The organism is Microbacterium sp. NPDC057658, from assembly GCF_042799975.1.
GTDB lineage: Bacteria > Actinomycetota > Actinomycetes > Actinomycetales > Microbacteriaceae > Microbacterium.
Window position 1 is genome coordinate 2,213,030 of record NZ_JBHVHT010000001.1, and the last position, 17,692, is coordinate 2,230,721.

General features: G+C 70.3%; 17 protein-coding genes and 1 tRNA gene. 4 read left to right on the forward strand and 14 right to left on the reverse strand.

Going from position 1 to position 17,692, the window contains the following annotated elements:
* Nucleotides 1-15: 15 nt before the first annotated feature.
* The gene (locus ACFU8V_RS10575; RefSeq protein ID WP_253247452.1) at nt 16-546 is read right to left on the reverse strand and encodes a GNAT family N-acetyltransferase; all 531 of its coding nucleotides are present in this window, start codon (nt 544-546) and stop codon (nt 16-18) included.
* A gap of 47 nt (nt 547-593) precedes the next feature.
* A complete protein-coding gene (locus tag ACFU8V_RS10580; RefSeq protein ID WP_025103457.1) occupies nt 594-962 on the reverse strand; it encodes a VOC family protein in 369 nt (122 codons plus the stop codon).
* A gap of 54 nt (nt 963-1,016) precedes the next feature.
* Here ACFU8V_RS10580 and ACFU8V_RS10585 point away from each other — a divergent pair, with 54 nt between their 5' ends.
* Nucleotides 1,017-2,342, forward strand: a complete 1,326-nt coding sequence (locus ACFU8V_RS10585; RefSeq protein ID WP_025103458.1) for a nitrate/nitrite transporter — start codon at nt 1,017-1,019, stop codon at nt 2,340-2,342.
* A gap of 18 nt (nt 2,343-2,360) precedes the next feature.
* Nucleotides 2,361-3,542, forward strand: coding sequence for a DUF4232 domain-containing protein (locus ACFU8V_RS10590; protein WP_378870929.1), 1,182 nt, complete (start codon nt 2,361-2,363; stop codon nt 3,540-3,542).
* Nucleotides 3,543-3,557: 15 nt separating this feature from the next.
* On the opposite strand, the gene ACFU8V_RS10595 is transcribed toward ACFU8V_RS10590, so the two are convergent.
* Genes ACFU8V_RS10595 through polA form a run of 7 tightly spaced genes read right to left on the reverse strand, consistent with a single transcriptional unit; the run spans nt 3,558 to nt 12,821 of the window.
* Nucleotides 3,558-4,370 carry an arginase family protein gene (locus ACFU8V_RS10595; protein ID WP_085607511.1) on the reverse strand — a complete coding sequence of 271 codons (813 nt, stop codon included), beginning with the start codon at nt 4,368-4,370 and terminating at the stop codon, nt 3,558-3,560.
* Between the two features lie 57 nt (nt 4,371-4,427).
* Entirely contained in the window at nt 4,428-5,174 is a 747-nt protein-coding gene (locus ACFU8V_RS10600) for an SUMF1/EgtB/PvdO family nonheme iron enzyme (RefSeq protein WP_085607513.1), read from the reverse strand.
* Nucleotides 5,175-5,193: 19 nt separating this feature from the next.
* The gene (locus tag ACFU8V_RS10605; RefSeq protein ID WP_378870934.1) at nt 5,194-5,949 is read right to left on the reverse strand and encodes an SGNH/GDSL hydrolase family protein; all 756 of its coding nucleotides are present in this window, start codon (nt 5,947-5,949) and stop codon (nt 5,194-5,196) included.
* A gap of 28 nt (nt 5,950-5,977) precedes the next feature.
* Nucleotides 5,978-7,330 carry an MFS transporter gene (locus tag ACFU8V_RS10610; protein ID WP_025103463.1) on the reverse strand — a complete coding sequence of 451 codons (1,353 nt, stop codon included), beginning with the start codon at nt 7,328-7,330 and terminating at the stop codon, nt 5,978-5,980.
* A gap of 51 nt (nt 7,331-7,381) precedes the next feature.
* Nucleotides 7,382-8,416: an LLM class flavin-dependent oxidoreductase gene (locus ACFU8V_RS10615; RefSeq protein ID WP_062634549.1), complete on the reverse strand. Its 1,035-nt coding sequence runs from the start codon at nt 8,414-8,416 to the stop codon at nt 7,382-7,384.
* 55 nt (nt 8,417-8,471) lie between these two features.
* Nucleotides 8,472-10,148 carry a DUF885 domain-containing protein gene (locus ACFU8V_RS10620; protein WP_025103465.1) on the reverse strand — a complete coding sequence of 559 codons (1,677 nt, stop codon included), beginning with the start codon at nt 10,146-10,148 and terminating at the stop codon, nt 8,472-8,474.
* Between the two features lie 39 nt (nt 10,149-10,187).
* A complete protein-coding gene (gene polA / locus ACFU8V_RS10625) occupies nt 10,188-12,821 on the reverse strand; it encodes a DNA polymerase I (RefSeq protein ID WP_315105953.1) in 2,634 nt (877 codons plus the stop codon).
* 45 nt (nt 12,822-12,866) lie between these two features.
* Here polA and ACFU8V_RS10630 point away from each other — a divergent pair, with 45 nt between their 5' ends.
* The gene (locus ACFU8V_RS10630; RefSeq protein ID WP_025103467.1) at nt 12,867-13,295 is read left to right on the forward strand and encodes a hotdog fold thioesterase; all 429 of its coding nucleotides are present in this window, start codon (nt 12,867-12,869) and stop codon (nt 13,293-13,295) included.
* Here ACFU8V_RS10630 and ACFU8V_RS10635 read toward each other — a convergent pair.
* The gene (locus ACFU8V_RS10635; protein WP_126893180.1) at nt 13,270-13,833 is read right to left on the reverse strand and encodes a GNAT family N-acetyltransferase; all 564 of its coding nucleotides are present in this window, start codon (nt 13,831-13,833) and stop codon (nt 13,270-13,272) included. The two genes, ACFU8V_RS10630 and ACFU8V_RS10635, sit on opposite strands and share 26 nt — an antisense overlap.
* Before the next feature lie 9 nt (nt 13,834-13,842).
* The gene (locus tag ACFU8V_RS10640; RefSeq protein WP_025103469.1) at nt 13,843-14,460 is read right to left on the reverse strand and encodes an ANTAR domain-containing response regulator; all 618 of its coding nucleotides are present in this window, start codon (nt 14,458-14,460) and stop codon (nt 13,843-13,845) included.
* Nucleotides 14,461-14,560: 100 nt separating this feature from the next.
* Between ACFU8V_RS10640 and ACFU8V_RS10645 the strand changes: the two genes are divergently transcribed.
* Nucleotides 14,561-14,646 (forward strand) — tRNA-Leu (locus ACFU8V_RS10645).
* 22 nt (nt 14,647-14,668) lie between these two features.
* Here ACFU8V_RS10645 and ACFU8V_RS10650 read toward each other — a convergent pair.
* The 3 genes from ACFU8V_RS10650 to pyk form a co-directional block, all read right to left on the reverse strand.
* Nucleotides 14,669-15,379, reverse strand: a complete 711-nt coding sequence (locus ACFU8V_RS10650) for a triacylglycerol lipase (RefSeq protein WP_051582192.1) — start codon at nt 15,377-15,379, stop codon at nt 14,669-14,671.
* Nucleotides 15,319-16,125 (reverse strand): alpha/beta fold hydrolase, encoded by an 807-nt coding sequence (locus ACFU8V_RS10655; RefSeq protein ID WP_378870942.1) that lies wholly within the window; start codon nt 16,123-16,125, stop codon nt 15,319-15,321. Before ACFU8V_RS10655 ends, ACFU8V_RS10650 begins: the two co-directional genes overlap by 61 nt.
* Before the next feature lie 110 nt (nt 16,126-16,235).
* Nucleotides 16,236-17,684 (reverse strand): pyruvate kinase, encoded by a 1,449-nt coding sequence (gene pyk / locus ACFU8V_RS10660; protein WP_378871867.1) that lies wholly within the window; start codon nt 17,682-17,684, stop codon nt 16,236-16,238.
* Between the last annotated feature and the right edge of the window lie 8 nt (nt 17,685-17,692).

Below are 17,692 nucleotides of genomic sequence, written 5' to 3' on the forward strand. Positions count from 1 at the left end.
GCTCGGATCCCGCTCTCACTTCGCGAAGAGAGTCCTGACAGTCAAGATGTTTCGACCGTGGACGGAGGACGGGCGTTCCCGTCCGGATTCGACGAAGCCGAGCTTCTCGAGCACGCGCCGGGACGGGAGGTTCCACTCCCAGACGCCGGCCCAGACGCGGTCGATTCCCACCCCGGCTGCCCATGCCAGGACGCTCTGGGCAGCTTCGGTGGCGTATCCCCGGTTGTGCTCGGCACGGAGCAGCTCGAACGCGAGCTCCGGTTCCTCGCCCACCCCCTCGCCGCCGTAGACGAGACCGCAGTACCCGATCGGTTCCCCGGTGTCGATCCGTTCCACGGTGAGAAGTGGCGAGGCCTCAGCGCCCTGGATATGCGCACGGATGTCGTCCGTGTCGGGGCGGCCGTCCGTGTCGAGCCTTCGGTGCGCGGGGACTCGTTCGTCGCGTTCGGTCCACAGGTGCCGGAAGACGGGTGCGTCCTCGATCGTCTGCCGGCGCAGGCGGAGGCGCAACGTCTCCATCTCCGGGATGCGGGGCAGGTGACTCATCCTCGCAGTCTGGCACTCATCCGCCCCCGCGCTGTGATCTGCAGCGCCTAATGGGAGGACCAGACGCCGAGCTCGTTGCCGCTCGGGTCGGCGAAGTGAAGGCGCCGGCCACCGGGGAACGCATACGGCTCCTGCAGGATCCGGCCGCCTGCGTCCTGGATCGCCGCCTTCGTCGCATCGAGGTCATCGGAGTAGAGCAGCACGAGCGGACCGCCGACGGGTCGCGGTGCGTCCGCGAGCAGGAGGCCGCCGACCTCGCTCCCGGCTCCGCGGGGCGAGAGGATCCCTGCATAGCCAGGGCCGTAGTCCTGGAAGCTCCACCCGAAGGCGGTGGTGAAGAAGCGTTTCGCCACGTCGAGATCCGTGACGACGAGCTCGACATAGTCGAGGGCGTGGTGCTGCGAGGAGGCTGTCATGCGGGCACTCTAGCCACGGCGTCGGACATCGTCGGTCAGGAGTAGCGTGGAAGGGTGCCTCAGGTCTCCCACTCCCCCGTCTCCACGCCGGGGTGGCGGGCCTGGGCGATCTGGTCCGTCGGCGTCGCGGCCTACGTTCTCGCCATCACCAACCGCACCTCTCTCGGCGCCGTCGGTGTCGAGGCCGCCGACCGCTTCCAGGCGGACGCCTCGACGCTCGCGCTGTTCGCGGTCGTGCAGCTCGCCGTCTACGGCGGGATGCAGATCCCGGTGGGCGTCCTCCTCGACCGCTACGGATCCCGTCCGATCATCACGGCGGGGATGCTGCTCATGGCGGCCGGACAGCTCACCATGGCCCTCTCCCCCAGCATCGGCATCGCGATCGTCGCGCGTGTCCTCCTCGGAGCCGGCGATGCCGCCGTCTTCCCGGCCGTGCTGCGACTGGTGGCCACGTGGTTCCCCGCGCAACGAGGGCCCGTCATGGTCCAGTTCACCGGGATCATCGGGCAGGCCGGGCAGCTGATCGCGCTGGTGCCGGTCGCCGCCCTGCTGCACGCCACCACCTGGTCGATCACGTTCGGCAGCATCGCCGGTCTCGGCCTGCTCTTCACGATCCTCGTGTGGCTCATCGTGCGCAACAACCCCGCGGAGAGCGGCCCCGACGTGTCGGTGAACACGGACACCGGAGTCGTGCGTGTCGTGACGTCGGCGATCGACACGGGCGTCGGCATCCGGGCGGCGTGGGCACATCCCGGCACGCGGCTCGCGTTCTGGTCGCACTTCACCACTCCGTTCGCCGGCACGGTGTTCGTGCTTCTGTGGGGCATGCCGTTCCTCACGGCAGGCGAGGGCCTGACCACCGCCCACGCGGCGGGGATCATCTCGATCTACGTGGTCGCGGGCATGATCCTTGGCCCGATCATCGGCGATCTCTCCCGCCGCCTGCCGAACCATCGCTCGCTCGCCCTCGTCCTTCCCGCTGTGGGTGTGCAGATGGCCGCCTGGATCGCGGTCATCGCCCTCCCCGGCCCTGCCCCGGACTGGCTCCTCTGGGTCCTGGCGATCGCTCTCGCGACCGGGGGCCCCGCGTCGATGATCGCCTTCGACCACGCTCGCACGCACAACCCCGCGCACCGCCTCAGCACGGCGACCGGAGTCACGAACGCGGGGGGCTTCATCGCAGCCCTGATCGCGGTCTTCGTGATCGGCCTCCTCCTCGACGCCCAGGGCGCCGGCACCCCGGACACCTACACGCTCGACGCCTTCCGTGTCGCGTTCCTCACCCCGATCCCCCTCTGGATCCTCGGGGTCGTCTTCATCCTCATCGAACGCAAACGGACGCGCATCCGCATGGGGCTGGATCCCGAGCGGCGTCGCTGAGCGCCCATAGGATGAGGCATGGCCTCCGCTCCCCCGTCGACCGCCCCCGTCTCGAGCGCCCGAGACGGCCGCACGAGGCCACCGGTGACGGCGGGGCTGCTCGCCGGCCTGCTCCTCGGCGCACTCTGGATCATCTCCGGCGCCATCGCACGACTGACTGGTTCCGACATCGTTCTGACACGGTTGCTGAGCTTCGCCGGTATCGGGCCGCTGCAGAGTCATGCCTGGCTGCTCCCCGGTGCGTGGGGCGTCCTGGTGCTGACGGTGACGGCCGCCGTGCTCTGCGGCGTCGTCTGGATTGTGGCACGCGGAGCACGGGGCGTCGGCCGGGCTCCCGCGTTCCTCGTGCTCTGGTTCGGTGCCGTCCTCGCCGGAACGGTCGTCGGGCTGTGCGACGACGTCACCCGGGTCCTGTCCTTCCTCCCTCTCTCGGGCCTGCACGGTCTCACGGCTGGGGTCGTCGAGTCCGCGCCGGACACTGCCTACTGGGGACTCGCCTGGGGCTGGATCCCCGCCTGGGCGTTCTCGCGCAGGGCCGGTGAGGAATCTGCGCGGCAGTGGTCCCCGGGCCTTCTCGGTGTCACCCTCGCGAGCGTGGTCGCTCTCGTCGTGGTCGGGAGCCTGGCCGATGCCGCGTGGCAGCGCCAGATTGTCGAGGAGAACGCCGCGCTGCAGGGCGCCACCGACGAGACGGGAGCCTTCGTCGATCCGGCGGCTGTGGGCGACCCTGTGCCGGAGCGCGCCCCGGGGGTCTCGACACCCCAGCTTCCCGCGGGCGCCTGCACACTCGACCGAGCCACACTGCTGCTCGGAACCGCCAACGGGGCCACGGGGCACCGCGCCCAGAGCATCCGGCTGATGAACGTCGGTGAGGAGCCCTGCGTGGTCGAGGGGTATCCCGACATCGCGTTCGCGGACCAGAACGGCCATGCGCTCGACGTCGAGGTGCGCCCCGGTTCCTCATTCCTGGCGACCGACCCCGGTATCGCGCCCGTCACGGTACCGCCCGGCGGCGAGGCGAACGCGGTGATCGGCTGGGATGCCAATGCCACGGACGGCGCTCTCGTCGCCCGCGCCCTGCATGCCGCCGTGCTCCCCGGACTCGACCGCGGCTCGTGGCCGGTCGAGCTCGACATCGTCTCGGGCTCCGAGGTCGAGATCACCGCCTGGCACCTCGGCGCCGCACCCGCCGCGCCGTGACGGCACTCGGCGCCGTCAGCGCAGCAGGTGCTGGACCGTCTCCACGATCAACTCGACGCTGACGCGCTCCGGCACCTCCGCGTCGCCCGCCTCGAACTCGGCGAGCTCCACGCCGCGGACGTCGGCGACCGGGATGGCGGCGAACAGCGCGGCCACCTGGTGCGGCAGCAGACCGTCGCCGACCCGATAGGCCGCGGGGATGTAGCCGGGCTCCAGGACGTCCCAGTCGACATGGATCCACACCGGTCGCCCGGCGATGAGAGCGCTCAGCCGCTCCGGCGTGCTCTCCGCGGGGCTGAGGACGGTCACTCCCGCGCCGGCGAGGAGCTCTCCCTCGGCGGGGTCGATGTCGCGGCCGCCGACGACGATGACCTGCCGCGGGTCGATGCCCGCCCCGTGGCCGCTGTCCCACAGCCCGCAGGCGGCGGCGAGGACCATGCCGCCGAGGTAGCCGGAGTCGGTGGTGTCCGGCGTGTTGAAGTCGCCATGCGCATCGATCCAGAGCACCACCGCGTCGGGGTGGTGCTCGGCGACGCTCGGCAGCGTTCCGAGGCTCGCCGCACACGTGTTCGTCACGAGGAGCGGCGTCGTCTCCCCCGTGATCGCCTCCTGCACCGCGGCACGGAGGCCCGCGAGCGTGTCCGAGGCCTCGGGCAGCGCGACCGACCAGTCGTCGAGCCGACCGGGCTCCGGAGTGCCGACCACGACGGGCTCCCGCCGGAGAAGCGAGGACAGGGCGTCGGCGACGCGGCGCGCCCCGACGAGGGCTCCGTCCGTGCGGTCGGCGACGCGACCCTGGTTGAGGATGAGCGCGAAGGGCCTGGTCATCCGCTCAGTCTCCCACCCGGCGCAGACCGCGGCCAAAACCGCCGCATCCGGCCTGCGCTATCGCCGGCGCGGCGTCCATCCCGACGGCAACCCTCCGTCGACGAAGGCACGGTCCCGGTCCGCCGCTGCCGACCAGCCCTGCGCCTCCTCTTCCGTGTCGAAGGCGCCGCGGGCCACGCGGAAGCCGACGTCCTCGTGGTGCATGCGCGGCCCTCCCCCACGGCGGACCGAGGCGCGGACGCTCCAGGCGTCGTCGGCGAACCCGCCGCCCCGGAAGACCCGGTAGTCGTCGTACCGCGCGGGGTCGAGGAGGTCCCAGCACCATTCCCACACGTTCCCGAGCGTGTCGAACAGCCCATGCAGGTTCGGGAGCTTCCCGCCCACGTCCTGCGGCGTGCCGACTCCGTCGGCAGCGGTCCACGCGGCCTCGGCCAGCGGGGCGTAGTGCGGCCCGGTGGAACCGGCGCGGCAGGCGTACTCCCACTCGGCCTCGGTCGGCAGGCGGTAGCCGTCCGCCGTGGTGTCCCAGGCCACATCCTCACCCTCGAAGTGGTAGACGGGATCGAGCCCCTCCCACTCCGAGGCGGCGTTGCAGAAGTGGACGGCCCGCAGCCAGCTCACGTCGGCGACCGGGCGACGAGGATGCCGTGACGGGGTGCCCAGGACCTCGGTGACCTGTTCTTCGGTCACCGGGAAGACACCGAGGGCGAAGGGTTCGAGTTCCACGGTGCGGCGCGTGCGTCGCCGGGCGTCGTGCAGCGTCACCGTGCCGGCGGCGAGACGGACGAGCTCGATATCGCTCATGCGCGGGGTGCGGCGACGCTCACGCCGGAGTCCGTTCGACCCACGTGGGGTACTTCGCTGCGCGGCCGTCTCCGGACGAGGTCCTCGTCACGCGTCGACGCACCCAGGGCCCGACGAACTCGCGGTAGTAGGCCAGACCCGCGGGGCCGGCGGTCCAGCGATCGAGCGGCGCCCACCAGGCTGCCGGCGGCTCGAACCCGAGTCCATGCAGCACGCGGGCGGCGACACGATGGTGTCCGGCCGCATTCATATGAAGCCGGTCCTCCGACCAGTACGCGGGCTTCGAGAGCTCCGTATCCGGCCAGTTGAGGGCGCGGACCACGTCGGGGCGGTCCTCGATCCGCCGCAGGACCGTCTCGGAGAGCAGGTCGCCACGCCGCTGCAGGAGGGAGCCCATCGGAAGCTGCCCGCTGGGATTGGCGCCGGAGAGCAGGATCATCGTCACGCCCTCCTCGTCACACCGTCGCAGCACCCGGCTGAACGCATCGGCGATGTGCTCCACGTCGGTCCGCGGCCGCAGCATGTCGTTGCCGCCACCGTTGAACGACAGGTGCGTGGGACGCAGGGCCAGCGCGGGTTCGAGCTGCTCCTCGACGATCGGCCAGGCCAGCTTCCCCCGAATCGCCAGGTTCGCGTACTGGATGGGGTGCCCCGCGGCATCCGCCCATCCCTGCGCGGCGATGTCGGCCCAGCCGCGCTCGCGCCCATCGGGGAGCACATCGCCCACGCCTTCGGTGAAGGAGTCGCCTATCGCGACGAAACGTACATCAGCCACGCGCCCAGCCTATTCCCGGTCCCGGACGTCACCGGTCGTCCAGCGCCGCTCCGCTCCGGTCGACGAGTCCCCAGGCGGCGGCCGCCGCGACGAGGAAGCAGGCCGCGAACACGACGAACAGCAGAGGAGCGCCGCCGGCGACGAGGAGGACGGGAACGGCGAGGGGCGCCACGATGGAGGCGATGCGTCCGACCCCGGCGGCCCAGCCCGCCCCGGTGCCGCGCAGCGAGGTCGGGTAGATCTCGGGCGTCACCGCGTACAACGCGCCCCACGCGCCGAGGGTGAAGAACGACAGGGCCATGCCGGCGCCGATGATCATCGGCACGGTCGTAGCGGTTCCGAAGACGACGGCCGACGCGGTCGCCCCCAGCAGGAAGACCGACAGTGTGATGCGGCGTCCCCACACCTCGATGAGCCAGGCCGCCACGGCGTAGCCCGGGAGCTGCGCGAGCGTGATGATGAGGGTGAAGCCGAACGAACGGACGAGGTCGAATCCGGCGTCCACGAGAATGCTGGGGATCCAGATGAAGGCCCCGTAGTAGGCGAAGTTCACGGCCAGCCACACGAGCCAGAGGCACGCCGTCCGCACGCGGAACTCCGCGTTCCAGAGGGTCGCGAGCCGTGCCCGTGCCGTCTTCGCGATGGCCCGCGACGCCGGTTCCTTCCGGAGGGGCGGGGTGTACTCGACTCCCGCATCGGCCTCGAAGGCCGCCACGATGCGATCCGCTTCCGCGATGCGTCCGCGGGACGCCAGCCAGCGCGGCGACTCGGGCAGACCCCACCGCACGACGAGCGCGTAGACCGCGGGGATCGCGCCGAGCGCGAAGGCCCATCGCCAGCCCGCCTCGGAGGCGGGGATGACGAAGAACCCGATGAGCGCGGAGGCCGTCCAGCCGACGGCCCAGAAGGCTTCCAGGATGACGATCAGCCGTCCGCGGATGCGCGCGGGAGCGAACTCGCTCACGTAGGTCGAGGCGACCGGCAGCTCCGCGCCGAGACCGAGGCCGACGAAGAAACGCAGCACGAGCAGGGCCGCCACTCCCCCGACCAGAGCACTCGCTCCGGTGGCCACGCCGTAGATGAGCAGCGTGAGGGCGAACACCTGCCGACGGCCGAAGCGGTCAGCGAGAAGACCGCCGAGGGTCGCGCCGACCGCCATGCCGACGAAGCCGAGCGAGGCGATCCAGCCGGCCTCCCCCTTTGTCAGATCCCACTGCTGTGAGAGCGCCGCGATGATGAAGGAGATGAGTCCGACGTCCATCGCGTCGAGCGCCCAGCCGACGCCGGAGCCCGTGAGCAGGCGCAGGTGCCGGCGGGTGAACGGGAGGACGTCGAGGCGCTCGGCGAGCGAGGTGCGGCTCGGCAGGGCGGTATCGGCCATGATTCTCATCGTAGGGCCGCCCGTCCCGCCGAGCCGCGAGATGACGCCCGCTCAGTCGCGGTCGGCGAGGAGCTTCCGCACCCGAGGGATCACCTCGGTGCCGTACAGCTCGATGCTGCGCATCATCGACTCGTGCGAGAGGGTTCCCGTCGCGTACTTGAGGTCGAAGCGGCCGAGCCCGAGGGTCGTGATCGTGTCGGCGATCTTCGCCGCCACGCGCTCCGGCGAGCCGGCATAGAGGGAGCCCTCGGGACCGATGTCGTTCTGGAAACGCGCGCGGCTGTAGGGCGGCCAGCCGCGCTCGCGACCGATGGTGTTGTTCATCGCCTCGAAGCCCGGGTAGGCCTCGTCCCATGCCTCCGCGTCGGTGGGCGCGATGTGTCCCGGCGAGTGCACGGCCACCGGGTGCGCCGTCGTCCCGAAGGAGGCGACCGAGCGGTGGTACAGGTCGACGAACGGCTTGAACCGCCCGGCCGGGCCGCCGATGATCGCCAGCATGAGGCCGAGACCGTGACGCGCGACACGCACGACGGACTCGGGGCTGCCGCCGACGCCGACCCACGTGCGCAGACCCTTCTCGGTCTTCGGGAAGACGTCCGCGTTGTCGAGCGACGGCCGCAGCGACCCGGACCACGTCACGGGCTCCTCCTTGAGGAGCTCGACGAACAGCTCCAGCTTCTCCTCGAAGAGCCGGTCGTAATCGCGCAGGTCGTAGCCGAACAGCGGGAAGGACTCGATGAACGAACCGCGCCCGAGCACGACCTCCGCCCGCCCTCCGGACAGGGCGTCGAGGGTCGAGAAGCGCTCGAACACGCGCACCGGGTCGTCCGAGGACAGCACGGTCACGGCGGTGCCCAGCCGGATCCGTTCGGTGCGGGCGGCGATCGCCGCGAGCACCATCTCCGGAGACGAGACCGCGAACTCGCGCCGATGGTGCTCCCCCACGCCGAAGAAGTCCACGCCGACCGTATCGGCCAGCTCCGCCTGGGCGACGACGTTCCGGATGGTCTGCGCGCCGCTGAGCAGCTCGCCGTCCTGATCCCGGGTGATGTCGCCGAACGTGTCCAGCCCGAACTCGATGTCCATGTCACACCTTCCTATTCAGGTGAATGGAACGCGCGGCGGGAGGCGGGCATTCCCATCACCGAGGCAGCAGCGCGCTCCGCAGCGTGTCGAGCCCGACGCCGCCCAGATCCAGGGCGCGCTTGTGGAAGCCCTTGAAGCTGAACGCGTCGCCCTCCGCCTGCTGGACGGCGTCGCGGACCTGCTCCCAGATGCGCTGACCGACCTTGTACGACGGCGCCTGACCCGGCCAGCCGAGGTACCGGTTGACCTCGAACTGCACGAACTGGTCCGACATGTTGACGTTGCGACGGAGGAAGTCGAGCGCGTAGTCGGCATCCCAGACGCCGTCACCGTCGAGACGGGGCTTGCCGAGGTGCACGCCGATGTCGAGGACCACGCGCGCCGCCCGCATCCGCTGCCCGTCCAGCATGCCGAGGCGATCCGCCGGGTCGTCCAGGTAACCGAGCTGCTCCATCAGTCGCTCCGCATACAGCGCCCAGCCCTCCGCGTGACCGGAGGTGCCGGCGAGCAGCCGTCGCCACGAGTTGAGCTCAGCGCGGTTGTACACGGCCTGGGCGATCTGCAGGTGATGCCCCGGCACACCCTCGTGGTACACGGTGGTGAGCTCGCGCCACGTGTCGAACTCGGTGACGCCCTCGGGGACTGACCACCACATGCGGCCGGGGCGCGAGAAGTCGTCGGTGGGGCCGGTGTAGTAGATCCCGCCCTCCTGCGTCGGCGCGATCATGCACTCCAGGGTGCGGATGGCCTCCGGGATGTCGAAGTGCGAGGCGCCGAGCTCGGCGACCGCGCGGTCGCTGGTCTCCTGCATCCACCGCTGGAGCGCCTCGGTGCCGACGAGCTTGCGGGCGGGGTCCGATTCCAGATGCGCGACGGCCTCCTCCACGGAGGCGCCGGGGAGGATTTCGTTCGCGATCGCCGTCTGCTCGGCCACCATGCGGGCGAGCTCTTCGCGACCCCACTCGTAGGTCTCGTCGAGGTCGATGGTGGCGCCGAGGAATCGACGGGAGTTGAGGGCGTAGAGGTCGCGCCCCACGGCGTCCGTCTCACCGGCCTCGGGCGCGAGCTCCTCGGCAAGGAAGCGCCGCAGCTCCCCGTACGCGACCCGCGCAGCCGCGGAGTTGTCCGCCAGGGTGCGGGCGAGCGAGGCGGGAAGCTGGCCTTCCTCGGGATCGGCGTGCGCGACGAACGCCGCGAAGAAGCCGTCGTCGGCGATGTAGCGGTCGATCTGCGTCGCGACCTCCGCGACCTGGCGTCGTGCAGGCGTCACGCCCTCGGCGATGCCCAGGCGCAGCGTCTCGACGTATCCGCGCAGCGCCGCGGGAACCGCGGAGAGCCGGGTGGAGATGACCTCCCAGTCCTCGACCGTCGCCGTGGGCATCAGGTCGAAGGCGGAGCGGACGTCCTGCGCGGCGGAGGCGATGACGTTCAGATCGCGCAGGTGCCACTTCGCTTCGTGCAGCTCGAGGTCGAGGCGCAGCTCCGCACTGAGGTCGGTCTTGGTCACCTCGTCGATCGCATCGACGGGCTCCAGCGCGGACAGCGTGTCGAGCGTGGCCCGCGTCGCCGCGGCGATCTCCTCATGACCTTCCGGGCTCAGATCGCCGAACCGGTCGTTGACCTCGGACCGACCGATGTAGGTGCCGAGAGTCGGCGCCAGCACGGCGATCGTGTCGACCCATTCATCGGCGACCCTGTCGATGGCGGAGGGGGTGCGGGGTGCTGAAGTCATGCCTTCCAGCCTAATCCCCGCCCCCGTCGGCCACCGGGATCAGTGCGCGGCTTCGTTCCAGTCCCGACCGCGGCCCACCTGCACGTCGAGCGGCACGGAGAGCTGAGCGGCATCCCCCATCCGCGTGCGGACGATCTGCTCCACCGCATCCCACTCCCCTGCTGCGACCTCGACGACGAGTTCGTCGTGGATCTGCAGCAGCACCCGCGACTCCAGCTTCGCGGCGTGGAGGTCGTCGTGGATGTGGAACAGCGCGATCTTCATGATGTCGGCCGCGCTGCCCTGGATCGGGGCGTTGAGCGCCGCCCGCTCGGCGTTCTCCCGCAGCACGCGGTTGGGGCTCGCGAGATCGGGGAACGGCCGCCGACGCCCGAAGATCGTCTCGGTGTAGCCGACCTCCTTGGCCTTCATCACCGAGGCCCGCAGGTAGTCGCGGACCGCGCCGAACCGTGCGAAGTACTCGACCATGAGCTGCTTGGCCTCGGACTGCTCGATGCGCAGCTGCTTCGAGAGCCCGAATGCGGAGAGGCCGTAGACGAGGCCGTACGACATCGCCTTCACCTTGGTGCGCATCGCCGGCGTGACCTCGGACGGATCGACGCCGAACACGCGGGCGCCGACGAAGCGGTGGAGGTCTTCACCACTGTTGAACGCCTCGATCAGCCCCTCGTCGCCCGAGAGGTGCGCCATGATCCGCATCTCGATCTGCGAGTAGTCGGCGGTGAGCAGGGTCTCGTACCCCTCGCCGACCTCGAAGGCGCTGCGGATGCGCCGCGACTCCTCGGTGCGGACGGGGATGTTCTGCAGGTTCGGATCGGTGCTGGACAGGCGCCCGGTCTGGCTGCCCGTCTGCACATAGGTCGTGTGCACCCGGTGGTCCTCCCGGATCGCGGTGTCGAGGGACTCGATGATCTGCCGCAGCTTCGTCGCCTCGCGGTGCTGCAGCAGCAGGCTGAGGAACGGGTGCGGGTGCGACTCCTGGAGGTCGGCGAGCACCGCGGCATCGGTCGAGTACCCGGTCTTCGTCTTGCGCGTCTTCGGGAGCTGCAGGTCTTCGAACAGCACCTCCTGGAGCTGCTTCGGCGACCCGAGATTGAACTCGCGACCGACGACCGAGAAGGCTTCCTGGGCCAGGGCGTCCGCTCGCGTCGCGAGCTCGGCCGAGAACGTCGACAGCACCTCGTGCGACACGGCGACACCGGCGAGCTCCATGTCGGCGAGTGTGCGGAGCGTCGGCAGCTCGATGTCGCGGAGCACGGCGTCGACCGGCTCCGGCAGATCGTTCCGCAGCGCCTCGGCCACCCGGAGGATGAACCATGCCTCCTGCGAGGGGGTGGCGCCCTCGGTCTCCGGCACGAGCTGCGACGGATCGGCCTCGGGGAGCTTCTCCCCCAGGTAGCGCTGCACGAGGTCGGACAGCGTCTTGTCGGGGAAGCTGGGGCGCAGCAGCCAGCCCGCGAGGCTCGTGTCGTAGGCGAGCCCGCCCAGACGGATGCCCTGACGGAGCAACGCCTTCACCTGCGACTTGGCGTCGTGCAGCACCTTCGGCGCGTCGGACTCCAGCCACGGGCGCAGCGTCGCGGACGCCTCCTCCGACCAGTCGAGCTCGCGCAGATCGCTCCCGGTGGCGACACCGACGCGCACAGGTGCGCCCGACTGCACCACGACCCGGAGAGCGACGTCTCCGTCCTGCGCCGCGGCCCAGGTGGCCAGATCCGGGGCGGACACCCGTGCCGGCGTGGGCATCTCGACGACGGAGGCCGGGTCGTCGGCGACCTCGCCCGCTCCGACGGCCTCGAAGACCCGGGGCAGCAGCGTGCGGAACTCCAGCCGGGCGAAGATGTCGCGGACGGCCTCGGCGTCGATCGGGGCGACGGCGAGGTCGGCCGGGGCGACCGGCAGCTCCACGTCGGTCAGCAGGCGGTTGAGCTTGCGGTTGCGGCGGACGTCTTCGATGTGGTCGCGGAGGTTGCCGCCGACCACGCCCTTGATCTCACCGGCACGCTCGAGCAGCTCGTCGAGGGAGCCGAACTGCGTGAGCCACTTGACGGCCGTCTTCTCCCCCACCTTCGGCACGCCGGGGAGGTTGTCGCTGGTCTCACCCACGAGGGCGGCGATGTCGGGGTACTGCTCGGGACGGACGCCGTAGCGCTCCTGCACGGTCGCCGGGTCGTAGCGCTTGAGCTGTGAGACCCCCTGGACGGACGGATACAGCAGCGTGACGTCGTCGGTGACGAGCTGGATGGTGTCGCGGTCTCCCGAGACCACGAGCACGTCGTAGCCCTGGGCCGCCCCCTGCGTGGAGAGGGTGGCGAGGATGTCGTCGGCCTCGATGCCCTCCTGCGTCAGCACCGGGATCGACATCGCCGCGAGGCAGTCCTGCAGCAGCGGGATCTGGCCCTTGAACTCCTGTGGCGTCTCGGACCGGGTGGCCTTGTACTCCGGGTACTCGTCGGTGCGGAACGAGTGGCGGGAGGTGTCGAAGGCGATCGCGAGATGCGTGGGCTGCTCGGCCTTGATCAGGTTGACCAGCATGGACAGGAAGCCGTAGATGGCGTTCGTGTGCTGGTTGTCCTTGGTGGTGAAGTTGTCGACCGGGAGGGCGAAGAAGGCCCGGTAGGCGAGCGAGTGGCCGTCGACGACCATGAGGGTAGGCTTTGCGGAGTCCGTCACCCTGTCAGCCTAACGAGGAGCACGGACACCCGCAGAGGAGGATGCATGAGCGAGGTCGCCACCAGCGAGGGACTCGAGTGGGCGGCCGCCCGCGGCATGGGAGCGCTGGCCGAGAAGATGGGCATGGAGTTCGTCGAGTTCGGCATCGACCGCTGTGTGGCGACGATGCCGGTGGAGGGCAACACCCAGCCGGTCGGTCTCATGCACGGCGGCGCCTACGTCGTGCTCGGCGAATCGCTCGGCTCCATGGCGGCCAACCTGCACGCGGGCGCCGGCCGCCTCGCTGTCGGCGTCGACATCAACGCCACGCACACCCGGTCGGCCACCTCGGGCGTGGTCACCGGAGTCTGCACGCCCGTGCACCTGGGGCGCAGCATCACGGTGCACGAGATCGTCGTGACCGACGATCAGGGCCGGCGCTGCTCGACGATCCGCATCACCAACATGATCAAGGACGCTCCCGCCGCGGACTGAGCGGCTCCTCCAGCAGCAGCTGGAACAGGATGTGGTCCTGCCACTCCCCCGCGATCCGCAGGTACTTCGGGGCGATGCCGATGCGCTCGAAGCCGGTGGCGGCGAGGACCCGCTGCGAGGCGACGTTGTGGAGCAGCGTCGACGCCTGGAGGCGGTGCAGCCGCAGCTCGTCCCGCGCGTGCTCCGCCACGAGGGCGACCGCGCGCCCGGCGAGCCCGCGGCGCAGCCGGGTGGAATCGATCCAGTACCCGAGATCGGCGCTCCAGAACGCACCGCGCACGATGGTGTTTAGGTTGACCCGGCCGCGGATCTCGCCGTCGTCCGAGAGGATCACGAACCGGGAGCTCCGGCCGAGGGCGGCCTCCGCGACGCACTGCTGCGCGTTCTGCTCCTGCCAGTCCTCGGTGAAGAACGCCTCGGAGCGCTCCGGCTCCCACGGGGCGAGGTGCTCTCTGTTCGCGAGATACGCGTGCGCGAGCGCCGCACCGTCGCCGGCGCGGACCGGCCGCAGAACGTGCTCTGCGTCCAGCCGGAGCACCGGAGTGCCTTACTTCTTGGGAGCGAGCTGCTCGATGATCGCCTTGGCGACGTCCTGCATCGTCAGGCGGCGATCCATCGATGCCTTCTGGATCCAGCGGAACGCCTCGGGCTCGCTCAGGCCCATCTTCTCGTTGAGGAGGCCCTTCGCGCGGTCGACGAGCTTGCGGGTCTCGAAGCGCTCGACCATGTCGGCGACCTCAGCCTCGAGGGTGATGATCTGCTCGTGGCGGGCCAGGGCGATCTCGATCGCGGGGAGGAGATCGTTCGGGGTGAAGGGCTTCACGACGTAGGCCAGGGCTCCGGCCTCGCTCGCGCGCTCCACGAGCTCCTTCTGGCTGAACGCGGTCAGCAGCACGACCGGGGCGATGTTGCCCTTGTGGAGCTTCTCGGCAGCGCTGATGCCGTCGAGCTGGGGCATCTTCACGTCCATGATGACGAGGTCGGGACGCAGCTCGGTAGCGAGGGCCACCGCCGTCTCGCCGTCGCCGGCCTCGCCGACGACATCGAAGCCGTTGTCGCGGAGGATCTCGACGATGTCGAGACGGATCAGCGACTCGTCTTCGGCGACGACGACGCGTCGGGGTGCGGATGCCGTGGGCTGCTCAGCCTGTTCTTGCTCGGTCACCCCTCCATCCTAACGGAGAGGTCCCCACCGCCGGCTGAAGACGGCGGGCGCGCGGGGAACCGTCCGTCGTCTGCGCTACAGTCGAAGTCGCGAGACACGGGCCGGCGTGGCGGAATGGCAGACGCGGAGCACTCAAAATGCTTTGTCCGAGAGGGCGTGTGGGTTCGAGTCCCACCGCCGGCACCAGCATCGCGGACCGCTCGCCCCGTCACTCGGCGAGGGCGGCGAGTTCGGCCATCACACGGGGGTGGGCGAGGATGCGGAAGTGCCCGCCCGTCTCCAGGACGACGTTCTTGGCCCCGGCGAGCTCACTCCCCTCGGGGATGTGCGGATCGAACGCGGCGTAGATCGAGACGATGCGCGCGTTCACATCGAGCTCCCGCCCCAGCGCGACGATCGAGGGGTCGTCGGGTGAGAACGCCCGCAGCACCCGACCGGGCAGCAGCCGCGCATATCGGGAGCCCCCGAACGGCGTCGCGATGGCGAGCATGCCGCGGATCCGGGCACCCTCCGGGCCGGTCATCACCAGCTTCCCGGCGAGGCCGCCCTTGCTGTGGGCGACGAGGAACACGCCCGAGAGGTCGTGCGCGCGCAGGTAGTCGGCCACCTGATCGGCCTCATCCTGCACGGGGAACTGGTTGCGGCGCAGCGCATCCACGACATGGACCGGGTGCCCCCGCTCGTGCAGCGCGACGATGAGCGGCTCCAGGAAGCGCCAGGTCTCGTAGACACCGGCGAGCACCACGATCGGGGCGCGGTCTCCGGTGGTGAAGTCATCCGCCTGGTCACGGCCGAAGAACGATCGGACCTGCCAGAACCCCGCGTAGGCGTAGTCCGCGGCCCACCAGCCCAGGATCCTCAGGACGCTGATCGTGCCCTCCCCCGCCGGATGGGTGCGGCCGGCACCGCCGTCGGCCATGCTCCCGTCGTGTGGGCCAGGATCGCGGAAGCCACCGCCCGGGGCGCGGACTGCTGCGCGACATGATGGTGACCGGGGATCTCCACCAATCGCGAGACGGCCGCCGCGTCGCGCAGGCGCCGGCACCACGCGCGTCCTGCGATCGGATCGTCACTCCCCCGGACGACGAGCACCGGCATGGTGAGAGCCGCGACCCTCTCCTCCAGGGGATACGCGAGCATGTGCCGGAGCTGGCGGAGATACCACCGCACGCCGCAGCGCAGGTAGTCGGTGAAGACGACCGCGTTGATCGCGGGGGTCTCGCCGACGGTGTCGACGGCCAGGGCCCGGGCCTGCGCGCCGAGAGTCCGGTGGGCGTCGTCGGTGACGGGACCGATCGTCACGACGGTCCGGACGTACTCGGGATGCCGCAGCGCCGTCTCCACGGCCCACTGCACGCCCATCGAGTGCCCGACGAGCACGACGCGATCGTCGTCGAGGCTCGCCACCACCTGAGCCAGGCCTGCCGCCATCTGCGGGATGGAGACGTCGAACCGGGGCTTGGGCAGGCCGCCGAAGCCCGGGAGATCGACGGAGACCACCCTGGTGGTGTCGGCGAGCACGGCGTGCAGCCGCGACAGGTACCGATGCGACATCCCGATCCCGTGCACGAGGACCACGGTCGGGGCGGTGCTGCCGGCGGGCCGCGGACTCTCCAGGATGCGCAACGTCAGCCCGGAGGTGACGAGGAGACGACGGAGGACCATGGCAGCACGTTAACCGAGGCCGCCGTCACGGCCGAGAGGCTTGACGCACCGGCCCGGAGATGACAGGGAGGGGCGAGGCCGAAGCCCCGCCCCTCCCGGAACGCCCTGCGTCAGACGCCGGCCTTGTAGATCGGCGCGGCGCCGCGGAGCGCATCGCCGACCTTGTGCACGCGCAGGTCGTTCGTGGAACCGATGATCCCGGGAGGGGACCCGGAGATGACGACGACCTTGTCCCCCTCGACGGCGAGGCCGTTCCCGAGGAGGTACTCGTCGACCTGGTGGTACATGAGGTCGGTGTGCTGCACCATGTCGACGAGGGTGGAGCGGAGACCCCAGGTCAGCGCCATACGACGACGGATGCCGGGCTCCGGCGTGAAGGCCAGCATCGGGATGCGGGAGCGCAGACGGGACAGGCGGCGCGCCGAGTCGCCCGACTGCGTGAACACGCACAGGAACTTGGCGTCCACGAACTCCGCGACCTCGAGGGCCGCGAGCGTGATGGCACCACCCTGCGTGCGGGGCTTCGTCGTGAGCGGCAGGATGCGCTCCAGACCGTGCTCCTCCGTCGACTCGATGATCCGGGCCATCGTCTCGACGACGACGACCGGGTAGTCGCCCACGCTGGTCTCGCCGGAGAGCATGACCGCGTCGGCACCGTCGAGCACGGCGTTGGCGACATCGGAGGTCTCGGCACGGGTCGGCACCGGGCTGTTGATCATCGACTCGAGCATCTGCGTCGCCACGATCACGGGCTTCGCGTTGCGACGGGCCACCTCGACGGCGCGCTTCTGCACGATCGGGACGGCTTCGAGGGGCAGCTCCACGCCGAGGTCGCCACGGGCGACCATGATGCCGTCGAACGCGTCGACGATCTCTTCGAGCGCGTCGACGGCCTGCGGCTTCTCGATCTTGGCGATCACCGGGACGCGGACGCCCTCCTCCGCCATGATCTCGTGCACGCGGGTCACGTCCGAGGCGTTGCGCACGAACGACAGCGCGATGAGGTCGGCACCGGTCCGGAGGCCCCAGCGGAGGTCCTCCTCGTCCTTCTCGCTGAGCGCGGGGACGTTGACGGCGACGCCGGGCAGGTTGATGCCCTTGTTGTTCGAGACGGCGCCGGCGACGACGACACGCGTGGTGACGGTCACGCCGTCGGTCTCGACGACCTCGACGCGCACTTTGCCGTCGTCGATCAGCAGGAAGTCGCCGGGCTTGACGTCCTGAGGAAGCCCCTTGAACGTCGTGCCGCAGATCTCCTTGTTGCCGATGATGTCCTCGGTGGTGATCTTGAAGATGTCGCCCTTGGCGAGCTCGTACGGTCCGTCCTCGAACCGGCCGAGACGGATCTTCGGACCCTGGAGGTCCACGAGGATGGCGACGGCACGACCGGAGTCCTCCGCCGCACGGCGCACGTTCGCGTAGTTGTTCTCGTGCACGGAGTAGTCACCGTGGCTGAGGTTCAGTCGGGCGACGTCCACACCGGCATCGATCAGTGCGCGCACCGTCTCATACGTGGAAGTGGCGGGGCCCAGGGTGGCGACGATTTTCGCGCGTCTCAACATGTCTC

Coding starts and splice junctions, on each gene's coding strand:
- ACFU8V_RS10610 (WP_025103463.1), bottom strand. CDS start 7,330: ATGGCCGATACCGCCCTGCCGAGCCGCACCTCGCTCGCCGAGCGCCTC.
- ACFU8V_RS10590 (WP_378870929.1), top strand. CDS start 2,361: ATGGCCTCCGCTCCCCCGTCGACCGCCCCCGTCTCGAGCGCCCGAGAC.
- ACFU8V_RS10575 (WP_253247452.1), bottom strand. CDS start 546: ATGAGTCACCTGCCCCGCATCCCGGAGATGGAGACGTTGCGCCTCCGC.
- ACFU8V_RS10595 (WP_085607511.1), bottom strand. CDS start 4,370: ATGACCAGGCCCTTCGCGCTCATCCTCAACCAGGGTCGCGTCGCCGAC.
- ACFU8V_RS10620 (WP_025103465.1), bottom strand. CDS start 10,148: ATGACTTCAGCACCCCGCACCCCCTCCGCCATCGACAGGGTCGCCGAT.
- ACFU8V_RS10650 (WP_051582192.1), bottom strand. CDS start 15,379: ATGGCCGACGGCGGTGCCGGCCGCACCCATCCGGCGGGGGAGGGCACG.
- ACFU8V_RS10655 (WP_378870942.1), bottom strand. CDS start 16,125: ATGGTCCTCCGTCGTCTCCTCGTCACCTCCGGGCTGACGTTGCGCATC.
- ACFU8V_RS10630 (WP_025103467.1), top strand. CDS start 12,867: ATGAGCGAGGTCGCCACCAGCGAGGGACTCGAGTGGGCGGCCGCCCGC.
- ACFU8V_RS10600 (WP_085607513.1), bottom strand. CDS start 5,174: ATGAGCGATATCGAGCTCGTCCGTCTCGCCGCCGGCACGGTGACGCTG.
- ACFU8V_RS10615 (WP_062634549.1), bottom strand. CDS start 8,416: ATGGACATCGAGTTCGGGCTGGACACGTTCGGCGACATCACCCGGGAT.
- ACFU8V_RS10580 (WP_025103457.1), bottom strand. CDS start 962: ATGACAGCCTCCTCGCAGCACCACGCCCTCGACTATGTCGAGCTCGTC.